General features: G+C 60.1%; 19 protein-coding genes. All 19 read left to right on the forward strand.

Annotated features, from left to right (window positions below; translation table 11 throughout):
• The first annotated feature begins 45 nt into the window (after positions 1–45).
• Positions 46–594, forward strand: coding sequence for a phage virion morphogenesis protein (locus ACQKPE_RS16185; protein WP_427667369.1), 549 nt, complete (start codon positions 46–48; stop codon positions 592–594).
• Positions 595–886: 292 nt separating this feature from the next.
• Positions 887–1867 (forward strand): phage protease, encoded by a 981-nt coding sequence (locus ACQKPE_RS16190; RefSeq protein WP_427667370.1) that lies wholly within the window; start codon positions 887–889, stop codon positions 1865–1867.
• A 2-nt stretch (positions 1868–1869) separates the two neighbouring features.
• Positions 1870–2265 (forward strand): hypothetical protein, encoded by a 396-nt coding sequence (locus ACQKPE_RS16195; RefSeq protein WP_427667371.1) that lies wholly within the window; start codon positions 1870–1872, stop codon positions 2263–2265.
• 25 nt (positions 2266–2290) lie between these two features.
• Positions 2291–3199 carry a Mu-like prophage major head subunit gpT family protein gene (locus ACQKPE_RS16200; RefSeq protein ID WP_427667372.1) on the forward strand — a complete coding sequence of 303 codons (909 nt, stop codon included), beginning with the start codon at positions 2291–2293 and terminating at the stop codon, positions 3197–3199.
• Positions 3200–3201: 2 nt separating this feature from the next.
• Positions 3202–3813 (forward strand): HI1506-related protein, encoded by a 612-nt coding sequence (locus ACQKPE_RS16205; protein WP_427667373.1) that lies wholly within the window; start codon positions 3202–3204, stop codon positions 3811–3813.
• A complete protein-coding gene (locus ACQKPE_RS16210) occupies positions 3813–4304 on the forward strand; it encodes a phage protein Gp36 family protein (protein WP_427667374.1) in 492 nt (163 codons plus the stop codon). The genes ACQKPE_RS16205 and ACQKPE_RS16210 overlap by 1 nt, the downstream gene beginning before the upstream one ends.
• Entirely contained in the window at positions 4304–4873 is a 570-nt protein-coding gene (locus tag ACQKPE_RS16215; RefSeq protein WP_427667376.1) for a phage protein Gp37, read from the forward strand. The genes ACQKPE_RS16210 and ACQKPE_RS16215 overlap by 1 nt, the downstream gene beginning before the upstream one ends.
• Positions 4873–5103, forward strand: coding sequence for a hypothetical protein (locus tag ACQKPE_RS16220; protein WP_427667378.1), 231 nt, complete (start codon positions 4873–4875; stop codon positions 5101–5103). Before ACQKPE_RS16215 ends, ACQKPE_RS16220 begins: the two co-directional genes overlap by 1 nt.
• The gene (locus tag ACQKPE_RS16225; RefSeq protein WP_427667379.1) at positions 5100–6197 is read left to right on the forward strand and encodes a phage tail sheath subtilisin-like domain-containing protein; all 1098 of its coding nucleotides are present in this window, start codon (positions 5100–5102) and stop codon (positions 6195–6197) included. The genes ACQKPE_RS16220 and ACQKPE_RS16225 overlap by 4 nt, the downstream gene beginning before the upstream one ends.
• Positions 6198–6209: 12 nt before the next feature.
• A complete protein-coding gene (locus tag ACQKPE_RS16230; protein ID WP_427667381.1) occupies positions 6210–6581 on the forward strand; it encodes a phage tail protein in 372 nt (123 codons plus the stop codon).
• Between the two features lie 4 nt (positions 6582–6585).
• Complete coding sequence (locus ACQKPE_RS16235) at positions 6586–6954, forward strand: hypothetical protein (protein WP_427667382.1); 369 nt, start codon at positions 6586–6588, stop codon at positions 6952–6954.
• Between the two features lie 440 nt (positions 6955–7394).
• Positions 7395–9635 (forward strand): phage tail tape measure protein, encoded by a 2241-nt coding sequence (locus ACQKPE_RS16240; RefSeq protein WP_427667384.1) that lies wholly within the window; start codon positions 7395–7397, stop codon positions 9633–9635.
• Positions 9632–10960, forward strand: a complete 1329-nt coding sequence (locus ACQKPE_RS16245; protein WP_427667385.1) for a DNA circularization protein — start codon at positions 9632–9634, stop codon at positions 10958–10960. The genes ACQKPE_RS16240 and ACQKPE_RS16245 overlap by 4 nt, the downstream gene beginning before the upstream one ends.
• The gene (locus tag ACQKPE_RS16250) at positions 10944–12074 is read left to right on the forward strand and encodes a phage baseplate assembly protein (RefSeq protein WP_427667387.1); all 1131 of its coding nucleotides are present in this window, start codon (positions 10944–10946) and stop codon (positions 12072–12074) included. The genes ACQKPE_RS16245 and ACQKPE_RS16250 overlap by 17 nt, the downstream gene beginning before the upstream one ends.
• Positions 12075–12120: 46 nt before the next feature.
• Entirely contained in the window at positions 12121–12618 is a 498-nt protein-coding gene (locus ACQKPE_RS16255) for a phage baseplate assembly protein V (RefSeq protein ID WP_427667396.1), read from the forward strand.
• Positions 12619–12762: 144 nt separating this feature from the next.
• Positions 12763–13029, forward strand: a complete 267-nt coding sequence (locus ACQKPE_RS16260) for a phage GP46 family protein (protein ID WP_427667388.1) — start codon at positions 12763–12765, stop codon at positions 13027–13029.
• Positions 13030–14100 (forward strand): baseplate J/gp47 family protein, encoded by a 1071-nt coding sequence (locus ACQKPE_RS16265; RefSeq protein WP_427667390.1) that lies wholly within the window; start codon positions 13030–13032, stop codon positions 14098–14100.
• Positions 14097–14687 (forward strand): YmfQ family protein, encoded by a 591-nt coding sequence (locus tag ACQKPE_RS16270; protein WP_427667392.1) that lies wholly within the window; start codon positions 14097–14099, stop codon positions 14685–14687. The genes ACQKPE_RS16265 and ACQKPE_RS16270 overlap by 4 nt, the downstream gene beginning before the upstream one ends.
• The coding region (locus ACQKPE_RS16275) for a phage tail protein (protein WP_427667394.1) at positions 14671–16052 on the forward strand (1382 nt) is incomplete at its 3' end. The genes ACQKPE_RS16270 and ACQKPE_RS16275, both read left to right, overlap by 17 nt.

Here is a 16052-nt window from a genome sequence, read left to right on the forward strand (position 1 = left end):
GGGACTGCTCAGCCAATGAACGTGTATAGATAGTAGGAGGCATCCGTGGCCGGTGCAATGCTTGATGTGACGATTGATGCCTCAGTAGTGGGGCGCGAACTTGAGCTGTTGGCCGAGCGCTTGGGCTCGCTGCGCACGCCACTCAACGACATTGCGGAATACCTGCACATGTCGGTCGACGCTCGGGCGCGGCGCCAGGTCGCGCCAGACGGTTCACCCTGGGCACCGCTGTCGCCACGCACCCTGGCCAGGAAGAAAGGCAACAAGACCCTTCGTGAGTCCGGAGCGCTGCTCGATACCCTACGTCACCAGGTAAGCAACGACGAACTTCAGTTCGGCACCGACCGACCCTACGGCGCTCTCCACCAGTTCGGCGGCAAGGTCGATCACGCGGCTCGATCCCAGCAGGTGTACTTCAAGGAAAAAGGCGGCGTGGTCGGAAACCGCTTTGTGAAGAAGCGGCAGTCGAACTTCTCTCAGTGGGTGACGCACGGGGCAAGATCCGTCGAAATGCCAGCTCGTCCCTACCTTGGATTGTCGAGCGAGGACGAGACAGAGATTTTGGAGATCGTTGCGGCCTATCTGAAGGGGTAAACGGTTCTTTCGAAAACGCGCTCATTTGAGCGTGGTGGAAGCCCTAGGCGGTGCATCCGGTTGGAATTCGAGCCCGACCACCGTTAGATAACCGTTAGATTTGGTTCTGGCCCCGTTCCCTGCCCTCAACCGCCACCTGAAATCTTCGAAGGACTGGAAAAACCCAAAAAGTGGTCGGTTCTCTGCTCGATGCGCGGTAGCATTCCCGGCTCTCCGACAGCCCCACTTCAGCGACCATTTCTTGCGTCGCGCTTAAAAACACTCGCTCCCCCATGCCCCACACACTGGCGGCATGAAAACACTTCTCGCACTGAACACTGATCTTTCGACGCAGCCTTCCGCTGAAGGCCAGGCGCCTGACTGGATCGAGCTTATCCCCTCTGGCCCCACAGTCACCGGACGCGATGGGCGCACCTGGTTGTTCGACGAGCTGGGCCAGCAACTGGTGCTCGCTGCCTTCGCCGGTCGCGGTATCGACATGGTGATCGACTGGGAACACGCCACCGAAGTTGCAGCCCCGAAGGGCGAGGAAGCTCCTGCCGCAGGTTGGATTGATCGGCTGGAGCTGCGCAACGGAGCCCTGTGGGGCCATGTCGACTGGACGCCTCGCGCCGGGGTCCAGGTCGCCGCCAAAGAGTACCGCTTCGTATCCCCTGTTTTCGATTACGACGATGCCTACCGGCGAATCCTTCGCATGGTCAGCGTCGGCCTGACGAACAAACCCAACCTGGTGCTTACCGCACTGAACCATGAGCAAACGGAGACTCCCAAATTGGCACTTTCCCTCGCACTCGCGGCGTCCCTCGGACTGGATGCCGCTGCCACCGATGAACAAGCCGTCGCCGCCGTCAATCAACTGAAGGTCACCGCCACTGCTCGCAACAGCGAGCAACCCAGCCTGGACAAGTTCGTGCCGCGCCAAGACTACGAACTGATGGTGTCGCGCGCGACCAACGCCGAGCAGGCGCTGGATACCCGCAAGGCGGATGACCACAAGGCCGTTGTCGAGGCTGAGATCGATGCCGCGCTGAAGATGGGCAAGATCACTCCAGCCACCGTCAGCTTCTACCGTGCCTCCTGCTCGGAGCAGGCCGGGCTCGACCGCTTCCGCGAGTTCGTGAAGGCCGCACCGGCTGTGGCTGCCCCGTCCGACCTGAGCGAACGCCAGCCCGAAGTCATCGCCACCGCACTGAATGCCGAGCAGCGAGCCGTCTGCGCTCAGCTCGGCATTGACCCGGTGGAGTTCGCAAAAACCCTGAAGAGCGAGAGCTGATCATGGCGTTGACTGCTGATCGCAATACCCCGAAGCAACAAGCAAAAACCCTGGTCGTCCGCATGGGGGCTGGTGTGCTCATCCACGCAGGGGCTCAGGTTGTTCTCTCGGCGTCTGGTCTCGCGATCCCCGGCAAGACCGCTGTAGGCCTGACCTACGCAGGCCGTGCCGAAGAGTCCGTCGACAACACCGGCGGCGTTGACGGCGCAAAAACCGTCGAGATCAGTCGCGGCCATGCATTCAAGTGGGACAACGACGGGACCGTTACCCAAGCCCACTTACTGAAACAAGCCTACGTCGTCGATGACGCCACGGTCAGCGCTACCAACGGCGGCGGCACACGCTCGCCTTCGGGGCTGATCGTGGGCGTCGATTCTGACGGTGTTTGGGTCGAGTAACCCCTCATAAAGGAGCGCATAGCGCATGTTGGTCAACAAGAACGCAATCAATGCGGCATTCGTCGCCCTGAAAACCCTGTTCAACAACGCCTTCGCATCGGCGCCGAGCACCTGGCAGAAGATCGCCATGAAGGTGCCGTCCAGCACCGGCAGCAACCTCTACGCCTGGTTGTCGGCGTTTCCAAAGATGCGCCGGTGGGTCGGCGACAAGCACGTCAAAAACCTCCAGGCCTACACCTACACCGTGGTCAACGAAGACTTCGAAGCCACTGTCGAGGTCGACCGCAACCACGTCGAAGACGATCAACTGGGTATCTACGAGCCGCAGGCCAAGATGGCTGGTTTCTCGGCCAAGCAGCTCCCGGACGAGATCGTTTACGAGCTGGTGAACGCAGCCTTTATCTCGCGCTGCTACGACGGCCAATACTTCTTCGACACCGACCACCCTGTGGCTGGCCAGAGCGTCAGCAACATGGGCGCCAAGCGCCTGTCCGTGGCAACGTTGGCAGCTGCCGAGGAAAGCTTCGGCGCCGCGTGCACCATCATGCAGGAGTTCAAGGACGAAGACGGTCGCCCCATCAGCGTGATGCCGAACGTGCTGTTGGTGCCGCCTGCGCTGCGTGATACGGCCCGCCGAATGATGACTTCGGAGAAGCTGGAGGACGGCCAGGCCAACCCCTACAAGGGCGCCGCAGAAGTGGTCGTCGAGCCGCGCCTCACCTCTCGCACTGCCTGGTTCCTGTTGGACACCAGCAAGCCTGTCCTGCCGTTCATCTATCAGGAGCGCAAGGCTCCGGTGTTCGTCCAGCAGACCGACCCCGAGGCCGACGACGTGTTCAACCGCAAGAAGTACAAGTTCGGCGCTGAAGCGCGAGCCGCTGGTGGCTACGGCTTCTGGCAGCTGGCTTACGGTTCCACCGGCACGGAGGCCTGACCATGGGTGTGGTTATCAAGTCCAAGACTGACGGCTTTCGTCGCGGCGGCATCGCCCACCGCACCGAGGGCACCTACTACCCGGACGGCATGCTTACCGAACAGCAACTGGCCGTGATGCGCGGTGACCCTCACCTGCTGGTTGTCGAGGGCGTGCAGGAGGACGCGCTTCAAGCCGACCAAAGCAGCGCCGAGCTGTTGCAGGAAATGGGCAACACCATCGCGGCACTGGAGCACGAACTGGAGCAGGCTCGCGCAGGGCTGCGAACAGCGGCTAGCGACGTAATGCGCATCCTGGAGCACCAAAAGTCAGTCCCCGACCTGGTCGTGCAGGACGCCAATCTGCTGGTCCAGGCACACCCAGGCGAGGAAGGCGTTATCTGCATCCTGGCGGATGACCTGGCCAACCTCATCACCGAACACCTCAAGCCGCAACAGGCAATGCCGGAGGCGCAAAGCGATGGAACCCAATCGACGCTCGGCGGTGCCAGCGGTCCTGACTCGTCGTCGAATCCGGCGCCGATTCAGGCAGTGGCTCCGGCAACTGGTGGTCAGCCAGAGGCCGTGAACACCGAGAACGCGCCCAAGCGTGGCAGGAAGAAGGGAGACGCCTGATGAACCTCTCACTGCCGAGCGCCATCGCGATCATCACCCGCTTCGGCTCCAAGGAAATGGCGGACCTGGCGGTTCCCAAAACCAACCTGCCGATTGAGGGCGAGCTGCTGGAAGCGGCGGCCAAGGGTGAGCCGCTGGACGATTGGTCGCCCGACGCCGTGGCGTCTGCGGTGGCCGCGTTGGCACGGATTGCCGACGCTGCGACTCGCGCTCGCAGTGAGATTCAGTTTTACCTGCGCTACCGGCAGGCAGGCGAAGACGCTCCGGAATGGGTAGCGGATGACCTGCCCGAGCTGACCCGCTTCCACCTGTATGGCGAAGCGGCCAATGCCGAGTCGGCAGTGCGCCTGCGCTACCGCGACATCATCAAGCGGCTGGAGAACCTGGCCGCCGAAGATGAAAAGCGCGGTGCTGCCGAGGCTGGTCGGTCTGGGCTTCAGATCAGCCATCAGCCGCGGATGTTCAGCCGAACAACGTTGAGGGGGCTGTGATGCTGGGCGCACTGGAAGACGCCATTCAGGGGCGACTGAGCGAGCTGGTAAAGCGGTTGCCACGGCTGCACGTGGACAGCTATGGCGGCGAGCTGAGCGCCCCTGATCTGCTGGTCGAGCTGGTGAAGAACACCCCAAGCGTATTGATCACCACCCCAAAGGTGACGTTCCGCAAGGCAGGCCAAACTCGGCGCTATGCGGCGGCTGTGGTGTTTCGCCTGGTCATCACCAGCCGTTCTCTACGAGGTGAGCGTGAAACCCGGCGCGGCACCGTGGCGACAGACCCTGGCAGCTACTGGATCTGGGAAAGCTGTATGCGTCTGCTGACTGGTTGGCAGCACAAGCCAGATGGCGCCCGCGTGTCGCCGACCGAGTTCGCCAACCTGGTCAATGGCAAGTACGACGCCAGCCACCTTTCGGTGCTGGGCCAGAGCTTCGCCGTCGACCTCGACTGGGAAATTCCAGAAGAAGAACTGCCGATGTTGGAAGGCATCGACCTGGCGTTCCACGTACCGGCTGACAACCCGGAAGTGGTCGTCACCGACTCGATTGAACTGAGGAACCTGTGATGCGTGTGATCGCTACAGAACACCCCGTGCCGCTGCTCCCGACCGAGGGGCAGCCTGGGGGCGGCTTTATCGAGCCAGCCCCGGCTGGTCCGGTCAATGTACCCGAGCACTCCTACTACCACCGACGCATTGCCTCCGGCGAACTGAAGGCTGTGGCTGAAGATCAGCCCAGCACTGTCAGTCCGACGAAAGGCGGTGCCAAATCGACCGCCAAGGAAGCCACGAAATGACCATCGCCTTCGACACCATCCCGGCATCGATCCGCAAGCCGGGCGTCTACATGGAATTCAACCTGCGCATGGCGGTGCGAAACCTGCCGACCAATGCTCAGTACATCTGCCTGGTCGTGCCACTGGGTGATGACGCAACCGCCGCGCCGTTGGTGCCTACCCAGGTCTACAGTGCGCCCGAGGCCAAAGAACAGTTCGGCCCGGTGGCCGGGGAAATGGTCGCTGCACTGCTCGCGGCCTATCGCTATGCCGCAGTGTCCTGCGTCGGGGTCACCGTCACCGGTGTTGAGGAGCCGGACATTTCGGCAGCTCTGGCGGCTACTGCAATGGGTGGCTACACCATCCTGGTGCCAGCCTGGTACAGCCAGGCAGCAATGACCGCCCTGCGTACCCACATCAACACCTACACCGACTCGGTTGAGCAGCAGTCGATTATCGGTGTTGGTGCTGTCACATCGACGCTTTCCGCCGCCACTGCACTGGCCGCCTCGCTGAACGGTGGAGCGATCAGCGTGGCGCTGCTGCCTGGTACGCCATCGTCTGCCCGCCAGGTGGCCGCTGCTTACGCTGCAATGATCGCTTCGGAAGAAGACCCGGCCCGCCCTTTGAATACCCTGGTGCTTGCCGGTATTGCCGTGCCGCCAGTGGCAAGCCGCCTGGGGCGTACTGAGCAAGAAACCTGCCTCAAGAACGGCGTCACGCCACTGGAGGTCGGTGCAGGCGACGTTATCCAAATCGTTCGTGCCGTCTCGACCTACACCAAAAGTGCGGCTGGGGCCGACGACGTTTCGCTGCTCGACCTGACCACAATGCGCACGCTGTACTACGTGCGCAAGTCTTGCCGCGACCGCATCCGCCTGCGCTTCCCTCGTGAAAAGCTCTCCCAGAAAACGCCAGACGCTGTGCGCGGCGAACTGCTGGATGTGCTCAAAAAACTGGAAGACCTGGAGATCGTCGAGGCGGTGGATGACAACGCAGCAGGATTGATCGTTGAGCGCTCTAGCCAGGACGCGAATCGCCTCAATGGTGCCATCCCTGCCGATGTCGTGAATGGCCTGCATGTGTTTGCTGGTCGAATCGATCTGCTGCTCTAACCGGAGATTCCCATGTCGGATAACTACGTAGGGCAGATTGTTCTGTCCATCAACGGCCAAGACTATGACATCAAGAGTCTTGACCACTCGCTGAAAACCGGTCGTGTAGTCGTGAAGACTATGAATCGCACCGGTCGCGCCAAAGGCACCGCCAAGGGCATGGAAGACCACGAGTTGCGTGTCTCCGTGGCGATCCCAAAAACAGGTGAACCCAACTGGCGCGCGATGCTCGACGCCAAAATCACCATCGAGCCTGGCGACGGCGGTGGTAAGCGCGAGACCTGGACAGGTGTTGCGCTGCTGGAAATGGGCACCAAGTACCAGCTCGAAGGTGAGGCCACCCGCGACCTGACCCTGTCCGCTCTCAACTACTACATGGAGTGAGGCCATGACTGACCAAAACAAGCGCTGGGATGGCCTCACCATCAAGGGCCAACTGGAAATCGGTGTGTGGTACGCGGGCATGCGGCACAAGGAATTCACCCTGCGAGTAGCGGTGGCGGGCGACATGGTGGTCGCCCAGCAGCAGCACCCCGAGGGGCCGCTGCAACTGATCACGGTTGAGGTTTACCGCCGTCAGTTGCTTTCCCTGGGCGAGATCCCCGCTGAAGCACTGACTACCGAGCTACTGCTCGATGAGCTGACCGAAACCGACCTAGCGCTCATTTCGGACGCGGATATCACCCTGGAAAAAAAGCTGAAGCCGCAGAAGGCGGCAGCGCCAGCCACTGGCGCCGCATCGAGCACGCCCTCGTAAAGCACGGCTACCGGCTCGACGAAATCCGCAGCATGACTCGGCACGAGATCGACACCCGTATTGACTTGTTGATCGGCCGGAGGAAGAACACCACCCGCTACGTGGCCAGAGGGAAAGGGAAGAAAAAACGATGACCAATCAATGTGTGGCCCTGGGCCTGGCCGAGTTTGAGGCCCTTGATAACTCGCTTCGTGCCCACCGAAGTGTCGCGCTCCTGGTTCCGGGTGCGCCGGAGCCGATGGCGGCATTTCAAAAGGACTTGGTGGCGGCAGGGCTGCGCCTGGGTCTGGTGCCAAGCGGGCCGGGGGCTTACTCGGTGAGGCTTCAGCCAGGTGGGCGCGCCTACTTGTGCTTCGAAGTAGATCAGGCCGCGACCCGGCATTAACTCAAGGCCCGATTCGGGCCTTTCTTTTGTATGAAAGCCTTTGGGAGATACACCCATGACGGACCTGCGCGTTGCCTTGCGCGTTCAAGCGCACTCTGGTGATGCCCGCCGGGAGGTGCAGGCGCTCGGCAACACCATGCGTGATGCTGGTAATAAGGGTGCGCGCATCCTCACGGAAGAAGCCAACAAGTCCGGCACGGCATTGCGTAATGCGGGCCAGGCCGGTGCAGCTAGCTACAAGATCATCCGCCAGGCAGTGCGTGAAGTCGCCCAGGGGCAAGGCATCTGGCGCGCTGGTGTCACACAATCCACCAGCGCGCTGAAGGCAATGGGCGAAGCCGGGCGCAAGGCTGCAAGCGATGCAAAGAGCGAGCTGGCCAAGGCCACCAAGGAAGGCGCCGACCCGCTTCGCCAGTCCGTCGACAAGACCGAGGCAAGCATGCGCCGCCTGGCCCAAAACGGCGGCAACAACCTGCGCCTGCTCAAGCGCTTGGCGACAGGCGTGCGTGAAGAGTTCGACAGGCTGCGGCGCTTCGGTAGCTCGGCCCAGGGCCAGCTTGCGGGGCTTGGTGTGGGCTTTGGTGTAGCGTCCGGGCTGACGGGCAGCGCCAGGCTGGACCGTCAGTTGATCCGGACTCAGCAGACCGCAGGCATGAGTAACGCCGAGCGCGACGAGTGGCGCAATGAAGGTTTCCGGATCGCTAAGCAATACGGTCTGGATCGCGAGGGGGTCGACAGTGGCTTCAACACGCTGATCGCGTCCGGGGTCAACTACGGCGCGGCGAAGAAAACCGCTGACGCCATCGGGCAGGGCTCGGCGGTTACCGGCGCTGATTCAGCGGTCTTGGGTAAGGCAGTGGTTGCGGGTGCCAGCGCTTTCAGCCTCGACCTGAATAAGGACGGGGTCGCGCTGGACCTGCTGCAAAAGATGACAGTTGCGGGCCGTATGGGTAACGCTGAGCTGGAGAACCTGGCTGACCTGTTCCCTAAGATCGGCGGCGCTGCTCAAGCGGCGGGCATGTCCCTCGCGCAGGCTTTGGCATTCACTGAAACACTCTCCACGGTCGAGTTGCAGCCCGAAAGGCTGGGCACCCTGGCTGAGTCGACTTTGCGCCTGTTCAGCAACAAGACCTATCAAGATCAAATCACTAAGTCATCGGGCGTGCAGTTCTTCAACAAGGATGGCAGCTCGCGAAATCCGGAGAATGTGTTTGCTGATCTGAAGCGCAAGTACGACAGCATGAAAACGGATGAGCAGCGGGCCAAGTTCATGGGCGCTGTATTCAAGGGCATGGATCAGGACACGATTCGCGGTGCGCGAATCATGCTCACTGGGGACAAGAACGAGACGTTTGCAAGGCAGGCGGCTGAGATCCAGAACGCCAAGCCGATCTTCGAAAAAGACCTGGTCGACAACGTCAACAGTGCCACGGGCACCGGTAATCGGATGAAAGCAACGTTCAGCCAGGCCATTGACCGTATGGCCCAGCCGCTGAACAAAGGCTTTGCCGACTTCGGCAGCTACCTGCTGGACGACTTGAATCTCTCGGGCGAGCAAATGCTGGCCGGTGGTGCGCTGGCGGGCGTCGGCACCTATTACGCTGGCCGAGGCGTCAAGTCGGGTGCGGGCGCTCTGTTCAATAAGTTCTTGGGCGGGCCGGAAACGCTGAAGAACATCGCTGTGGGCAAGGTGCTGGAAGAGGCAGCGGGCGTCACATCGGTGTTTGTCACCAACTGGCCCGCGAACCTCGGTGCTGGTAGTGCTGGGCTGCCTGAGCTGTCGGCGGATAAGAAAACCGGCAAGTGGAGCCTGCCAACGCTGGTGGCGGGCGGCACCGCAGGTCTGGCCGCGATATCAAGCCTCACCAGCGGTTCCTCGCAGAACACCGATGAAGGTCGGCTGCATGCTATGGAAAATTCCAAGTTGCATGACGATAAGCAGCGGGCTTACGGGGTCGCGTTTTACCGGAACCGCATCGACCTTGCCAAGGGCAACCCCGACGCGTCGAGCAGTTGGCTATCGAGCCAGGCGCAGCGGTTGGCCCAAGAGCAAACAGGGCTCACTGCGTCTGGTGCGTCGGTGGAGGGCACTCGTGCATGGGCAGCAAACGCGGCCCAGCGCTTGGCCAGCGCTTCCATAGCGCCCATGCAGCAAGGTGCCAGTCAGGGCGCAGCAGACGCCAGGTTGCAGGCGCTGCTCGAAAAGCCCCTGGTCCTTGAGCTGCGCCTGGACTCGCACGCCATCCAGGCCGATGTCGAGCGCCGCACAGACATCCAAGTGAGGCGCGGCCAATGAGCTGGAAAGAGAACCTGTTGGACGCCTCCTATCGAGGTGTGTCGTTCGACGTGGTGGAGGAAAGCCTTCAGGCGCAGCGCTCACTTGCGCAGCACGGCACGCCGTACCAGGACGGGGATTCCGTGGAAGACCTGGGGCGCGGTGCTCGTGCGTTCTCTATGCGAGCCGTGGTGTTTGGCACCAACTACGAATTCGACTTGCGGCTGCTGCTGGGCGTGCTGGATATCATCGGCCCTGGCGAACTTGTTCACCCAATCTACGGCAGCATCACCGTTGTGTCGCAGGGCTACTCGGTTCACCACACCGCCGAGCGCCCCGACTACGCAAGCGTTGAGCTTCAGTTCCTGGAACAGAAGCCCGACGAGCCATTCTTTGAGCGCGAACTCGTCTACACCCTTGAGCAGCAGATGCTGGTCGAAGATGAGTACACGTGGCAGGACGGCGTCTTCGACTTCTTGGCTGCAATCGACAGCCTGGTGGCCGAAATTCAAGAGTGGATTGGCGGCGGCTGGACGGGCTTGCTTGAGAAGGCGCTGGGCCTACCTGGTATCGGCCTACGCTTGCAGCAATTGCGTAGCCAGATCCTCGGAGTGGTGTCCGGTGTGGTGAGCTTGTTCAAGAGCAACCCGCTCTCTGCATTCGATCCACTGACGGACCTGCTGCGCACGCCTACCGAGATTCGCAGCATCATTCAAGACAGCACGCCTAGCACCTCGCGAGAGCTGCTATCGCGTGATGGTATCCCCGCAACCATGCCGGGTAACGACGCATTGACGGCTGACGCGGCGCGAGCGGGTTCGGCGCTCCTACTGGCCGCTCGCCAAGGGATCGAGCCCGATGCATCGGTGCTGCCTGCTGCAATGCCAGCCGACCCTGTGGCGGCATCGGCTTTGGCACTGGTCGTGCTCATCATCACGGAACTAGCGGTCTCCCATGCCCAGGCTGTGGCCGCAGTGATTGAAGACGAGGCCGCAACCCCGACGCTGAGCCCGGATGAGCTTGAGCGACTGGTTAACCTGGTTCGCTCTTTGATTCAGTCGGCGATTCTGCTGCACCGTCGCCTCTACGGCGTGGAGGTCGCTCTGCCGATCATCAATGCGCTGCGATCAACTGCGGGGGTGGTTCAGGCTCGTGCTCGCTCAGTGATCCTGCTAAGCCCGCCACTCATTGAGCGCACCGTTCCCAGTGCCACCAGCCTGCGGCGGCTGGCCCACCATTGGTATGGTGACCACGCACGATCAGCAGAGCTGGCAAGGCTCAATCCAGGGCTCAAGTCTCCCTACAACATCGAAGCCGGAGAGGTGCTGCGTGCCTACGCCAAGTGATGCTATTCGCCTGACCATCGGCGGGATGACTCACGCCACATGGGACGGTTGGTCTGTTGAGTCAGACTTGCTCACCCCAGCTGACGCCTTCGAGCTGGAACTCTACGTGCGTGATACCGCCAAGTTGCCAAGCGTCCTGGTCGAAGGGGCCAGTTGCACGCTGAACCTTGGCAAGGACCGTGTGCTTACCGGCCAGATCGATGAGTTCGAGCACGACGTTAGCCGCAATGGCATCGCAATCCGTATCAATGGCCGCGACGGAGCAGCCGCGCTGGTGGACTGCTCTTGTCCGTTCGTGTCGATGCGCGAGGCGTCGCTTGATGAGGTCATCAGCCAGGTGGTGAGGCCTCTCGGAATCAGCAGGGTAGATGTTCGCCAAGGCTCGGCGAAGGTGCGCCGTCGCGTGCAGATCGAGCCAGGGCAAACCGCCTGGGAAGCACTGCTACAAGTTGCCGAGGCAAACGGGCTTTGGCCCTGGTTCGATCCTGATGGCACGCTCGTTGTCGGTGGTCCTGACTACGATGCGGCGCCGGTTGATAGCTTGGTGTTGCGCCTGGACGGCATGCGCAACAACGTTGAGCGGCTATCGGTTCGGCGCTCCATCGCGAATCGCTACAGCCAGATCACTGTCCTTGGCCAGCACGGCCAGTACACCAACGACGGGCTGGATGGGTTGACCGCCAGCCGCTCGCATACGAAGTCGGTGATTCAGGACGAGACACTGGCCCGTCGCGGGATCTTCCGACCCAAAGTGATCATTGATAGCAGCACCGAAAGCCAGGACATGGCGACCACCCGCGCACGGAAACTGCTGGCGGATAGTCGTCTTGAAGGGTTGGAAATCCGGGCAATCGTAGAGGGGCACCGAACGGCGGGTGGCCAAGTTTGGACGCCTGGACAGCGGGTCCATGTGTTCAGCGAGCCGCACGGGCTGAACGGAGTCTATTTCCTGATGGCTCGTACACTTCGGCTGACGCGGGGGCGGCAAGGCGCCATCACCGAGCTGAGGCTGCGTGAAGACAAGATGTGGGTACTGGATGGGGCCAAGCTGAAGAAGCGCAAGGGCAAGGCCAATCCAGACGCCGCATTTATCGAACAGATCAGGAGCGCTTGAAATGAGTGGAATGGCCAGGATTGCGCGCGAACAGGCGATACGTGTCATGCAGCAAGTGCGTCAGGCGTTTCGAGCGGTCGCAGCAAGCAACACCCAGGCGGGTATTACAGGTGTCGAAATGCAGGGGCTCGCGGGTGAGGCGGTGTCCGGCGAATTGTTCCAGCACTACGGATTCACCTCGGCCCCGTTGCCTGGTGCTGAGTACATCGTGATTCCGGTCGGCGGCAACAGCAACCATGCGGTAGTTGTTGCCAGCGAGGATGGTCGCTATCGGTTGACGTTGCAGGATGGCGAGGTGGCGTTGTACACCGATGAGGGCGACTTCGTTCACATGAAGCGTGGGCGTGTGATCGAGGTCGAGACGGACACCTTGCGAATCAAGGCTAGTACGAAGGTCAGCTTTGATACGCCCCTGATCGAGACGACAGGCAGCATCAAGGCCGCAGGAGAGATCGAGGACCACACCAGAACCATGCAGGCTGACAGGTTGATCTACAACAGCCACAAGCATGGTAGTAGTCCTACGCCAGACGCTTTGCAGTAGCGCTTAGCCTTAAGCCAGGCTGAAACTCACTCAGCGGGAAACCTTGTCATCCTGCCCATTATGGACGCAGGCATAAACCCCACTACAGGCGACGCATCAGGTCAGCGAATCTACACGCTGGCTAACGCCGTCTACATCCGAATCATGACCCCGCTCGGGAGCTGGTGGGCAGCTCCTGAGGTTGGTTCCCGCCTGCATGAACTGCGCCGAGAGAAAGACCTTCCTCGGGTGCGTAAGTTGGCCAAGCAATATGCCGAGGCCGCACTTAAACCGCTTCTCGATGACGGACGCGCTACAGCGGTTGCGGTAACAGCTGATCAGCCGCACAACGGCTGGCTCAATCTCGACATTGAGGTCATCGACGCCACCGGCAATGTGCAGGTGTTTCGTCACCCTGTAAGAGTGATTTGAATGGCAATCTCGATCCCCGCATTTGAAAACATTCTCGGCCAGATACTCAGGGATATTCGCAACCTGCAATCAGAGGCTGACATCGGCAAGGACAGTGATAATTACGCTCGCTCGGCGGCATTTTCTGCTGCGGTAGAAGGCGTATATCAAAAGCTTGCGTGGATCTACCGCCAGATATTCGCGGATACGTCGGACGAAGACGAGTTGCTGCACCATGCTGCAATTCGAGGGATGTTTCAGAAAGTGGCTGTCGCTGCTACTGGACAGGTACTGCTGACGGGAACCCCTGGGGCTACCCTGCTACAGGGGGCCACAATCAAGCATGTGGCGACAGGCGAAACTTTCACAGCGATATCAAGTGCTGAGGTTGGCACCGACCGTAGTGTCATTGTCGCTGTGCGCGCCAATACAGTCGGTGTTTCGCTCAATGGTTTGAGTAATGAGCTTGTCGTTACTAGTCCGCCCCTGGGCATGTCCCCTTCCGCACGTTTTGTAAGCGAAACGACCGGGGGTGAGGACGCAGAAACTATGGAGTCGTTGCTAACTCGCTACTTGGACATTGTTCAGGCACCGCCTGCCGGAGGTGCTGTTCATGACTACCGACGTTGGGCGCGGGAAGTCGACGGCGTGGTTGATGCTCTGGTGCTGCCTCGCCGTCGCGGCGGCGGTACGGTTGATATTGTAATTACCGCCAGCGATGGCGCACCCTCTGCTGAAGTAATTGCAAACTGCCTGGCGCACATTCAATCCCAATGTTCGGTAATCGCGGATATTTGGGTTTATGCACCAGCTATTCGGGAAGTCGATGCCACAGCGCTGGTCGAATTGGCCCCCGGTTTCTTGTTGGTCGATGTGCAGCGAGAAGCACGGAAAGGTTACGACTCGCTTCTTGGCGGCTTAAAGCCCCGAGAAATTTTGAAGCGTTCTCAAATTGAAGCGATGCTTAACAACTTGGCTGGCGTGATAGATCGCGCTGTCCAAGCTCCAGCCAACAACGTGAAAGCATCTGACGATGACAACGTTGTCGGTTGGATTCGCCCAGGGTCTATAACTTTGGGCCTTCTGGAATGACCAGTCTCGCAGACCAGCTCAGGCTATTGCTACCGCCTGTTTCCTATGACGGTACGGCACCTAACCTCTCGGCTGCGATTGAGGCCGAAGCAAAAGCACTAACTGCCGGAGTTAGTGCTTCGGACTCCGTATATAAAACCCTGTTCCCTGATACTGGCGAAGGCTTAGAGGACTGGGAGCGCCTACTGGGCCTTCCTGATCCTTGCTTACAGGGAATACCGCAAACAACTCGCCAACGCATAAACGCCGTTATCAGCAAGTTGAAAGACGGGGGCGGCCAGAGTAAGGCCTTTTTCATAGGCTTGGCTAAATCGCTTGGTTACGAAATCACCATCACTACTTTCCAGCCCGCTCGTGCGGGTCTAGCGCGTGCAGGTGACGCTATTAACGGCGGCGATTGGTCGTTCACTTGGCGAGTAAATGCCCCCTCCGTAACTATCACTCACGCAGCCGCTGGAATGACTTCGGCAGGTGACCCTTTGGCGGCCTGGGGCAATAGAGCGTTGGAATGCAGGCTTAATCAACTCAAGCCAGCCGAATCATTCCTTATTTTCGGTTATGGAGATCAAGATGCAGAAAATCAGTGACAGTACCTCAACAGCAACTCCCGCTGGTGAGTTCACTAAGGGGAGTGTCGCCGGAGGAGTTCCGGCAACAATCATTACCGATGAATGGTTGAACTCTGTTCAGCGGGAACAGCTTTCGATTCTGGACGCAGCAGGTGTCGTGCCTGATAAAGACGACGATGCACAAATGCTCGAAGCGCTGCGCGTATTGTTCGCACAGGGTACGCATACCCACTCGTTGTCGGATATCGAGGGAAAGAAATTCGCAAACTTTGGTATGTGGGCATGGGCATCATCAATAAGCAACGATCCAGGTCAAGGTCGAGTCGCGCTGAATAACGCCGACCTCAACTTGGCAACCCAGTTGCGAATCAGCGAGGCTAGCTCTGATGGTGAGGATTACTCACAATGCCTGTCGCTTCTGCGTTCTGGTGACACCATCACACTTCAAGACCAGAGTGGCGTGCTCGCGCACCGTTTCAGGGTGACGAATAGTGCCATCGATAATGGGCCATACCGAAGTGTCAGTGTTCGATACTTGAGCGGCATGGGGGGCTTGCCGGGCGCCAATGCCGCTGTATCTGTGCTGTTGACGTTAGCTGGGGCGTCAGATGACGGAGTGCCGGTGGGGTCCATCATGCCGTTCCCTAAAGCGACGGTGCCTGCCGGTTATCTTGAGTTGGACGGCAGTGTCCAGAACGGCGCGACATATCCCGATTTGTTCGCATACCTCGGGACTTCTTTCAACACAGGCGGCGAGCCTGCGGGGTTCTTTCGTCTGCCCGACGCTCGCGGTGAGTTCTTGCGCGGTTGGGATCATGGTCGAGGAATTGACGTTGGGCGTGCGCTCGGAACTTATCAGGCAGACGAATTTAAAAGCCACACCCATGCACAACAAGCCAAAACGATTTTAGGTCAAAGCAGTGGTATCGGCATCAACTCGGGGGTTTCGCCTTACTCGGAAGGCGGTGTTACACAAGCCACAGGCGGAGTGGAAACTCGGCCTAGAAACTTGGCGGTTATGTTGTGCATTAAAGCGTGGAGCGCGCCCGCGAACCAGGCCAACATTGATGTTGCTGCACTCGCTACTGAAGTCGGCCAACTGCGGGAAGCGCCGCTGATCGGTACTTGGCAAGGCCTGAAAGTTTCGGCTACAGGTGCTTCGCCTTCGTTGACAGTCGTGGCCGATCAATTGATGGTGGGCAATGCTGCTCAGGCCAAAAAACTGGCGTCTATCAACCTGACTATTGACTCATCTAAGGTCGGTGCGAATGGTTTCGACGTTGGCGTGATACCCGTCAACGCGTGGTGCAGTGTCTGGGTTATTTGGGGCGGCTCGGTCGGAGTGGCAGGGCTGCTTTCGCTGAGTGCCACGAACCCCTCGCT

The organism is Pseudomonas sp. NPDC089554 (assembly GCF_050280645.1).
GTDB lineage: Bacteria > Pseudomonadota > Gammaproteobacteria > Pseudomonadales > Pseudomonadaceae > Aquipseudomonas.

Excerpts from the sequence above, each read along its gene's own strand:
- ACQKPE_RS16245 (WP_427667385.1), top strand. The coding sequence starts at position 9,632 with ATGAGCTGGAAAGAGAACCTGTTGGACGCCTCCTATCGAGGTGTGTCG.
- ACQKPE_RS16215 (WP_427667376.1), top strand. The coding sequence starts at position 4,304 with ATGCTGGGCGCACTGGAAGACGCCATTCAGGGGCGACTGAGCGAGCTG.
- ACQKPE_RS16255 (WP_427667396.1), top strand. The coding sequence starts at position 12,121 with ATGCAGCAAGTGCGTCAGGCGTTTCGAGCGGTCGCAGCAAGCAACACC.
- ACQKPE_RS16240 (WP_427667384.1), top strand. The coding sequence starts at position 7,395 with ATGACGGACCTGCGCGTTGCCTTGCGCGTTCAAGCGCACTCTGGTGAT.
- ACQKPE_RS16230 (WP_427667381.1), top strand. The coding sequence starts at position 6,210 with ATGTCGGATAACTACGTAGGGCAGATTGTTCTGTCCATCAACGGCCAA.
- ACQKPE_RS16270 (WP_427667392.1), top strand. The coding sequence starts at position 14,097 with ATGACCAGTCTCGCAGACCAGCTCAGGCTATTGCTACCGCCTGTTTCC.
- ACQKPE_RS16190 (WP_427667370.1), top strand. The coding sequence starts at position 887 with ATGAAAACACTTCTCGCACTGAACACTGATCTTTCGACGCAGCCTTCC.
- ACQKPE_RS16260 (WP_427667388.1), top strand. The coding sequence starts at position 12,763 with ATGACCCCGCTCGGGAGCTGGTGGGCAGCTCCTGAGGTTGGTTCCCGC.
- ACQKPE_RS16210 (WP_427667374.1), top strand. The coding sequence starts at position 3,813 with ATGAACCTCTCACTGCCGAGCGCCATCGCGATCATCACCCGCTTCGGC.
- ACQKPE_RS16220 (WP_427667378.1), top strand. The coding sequence starts at position 4,873 with ATGCGTGTGATCGCTACAGAACACCCCGTGCCGCTGCTCCCGACCGAG.
- ACQKPE_RS16235 (WP_427667382.1), top strand. The coding sequence starts at position 6,586 with ATGACTGACCAAAACAAGCGCTGGGATGGCCTCACCATCAAGGGCCAA.
- ACQKPE_RS16195 (WP_427667371.1), top strand. The coding sequence starts at position 1,870 with ATGGCGTTGACTGCTGATCGCAATACCCCGAAGCAACAAGCAAAAACC.
- ACQKPE_RS16225 (WP_427667379.1), top strand. The coding sequence starts at position 5,100 with ATGACCATCGCCTTCGACACCATCCCGGCATCGATCCGCAAGCCGGGC.
- ACQKPE_RS16205 (WP_427667373.1), top strand. The coding sequence starts at position 3,202 with ATGGGTGTGGTTATCAAGTCCAAGACTGACGGCTTTCGTCGCGGCGGC.
- ACQKPE_RS16265 (WP_427667390.1), top strand. The coding sequence starts at position 13,030 with ATGGCAATCTCGATCCCCGCATTTGAAAACATTCTCGGCCAGATACTC.
- ACQKPE_RS16200 (WP_427667372.1), top strand. The coding sequence starts at position 2,291 with ATGTTGGTCAACAAGAACGCAATCAATGCGGCATTCGTCGCCCTGAAA.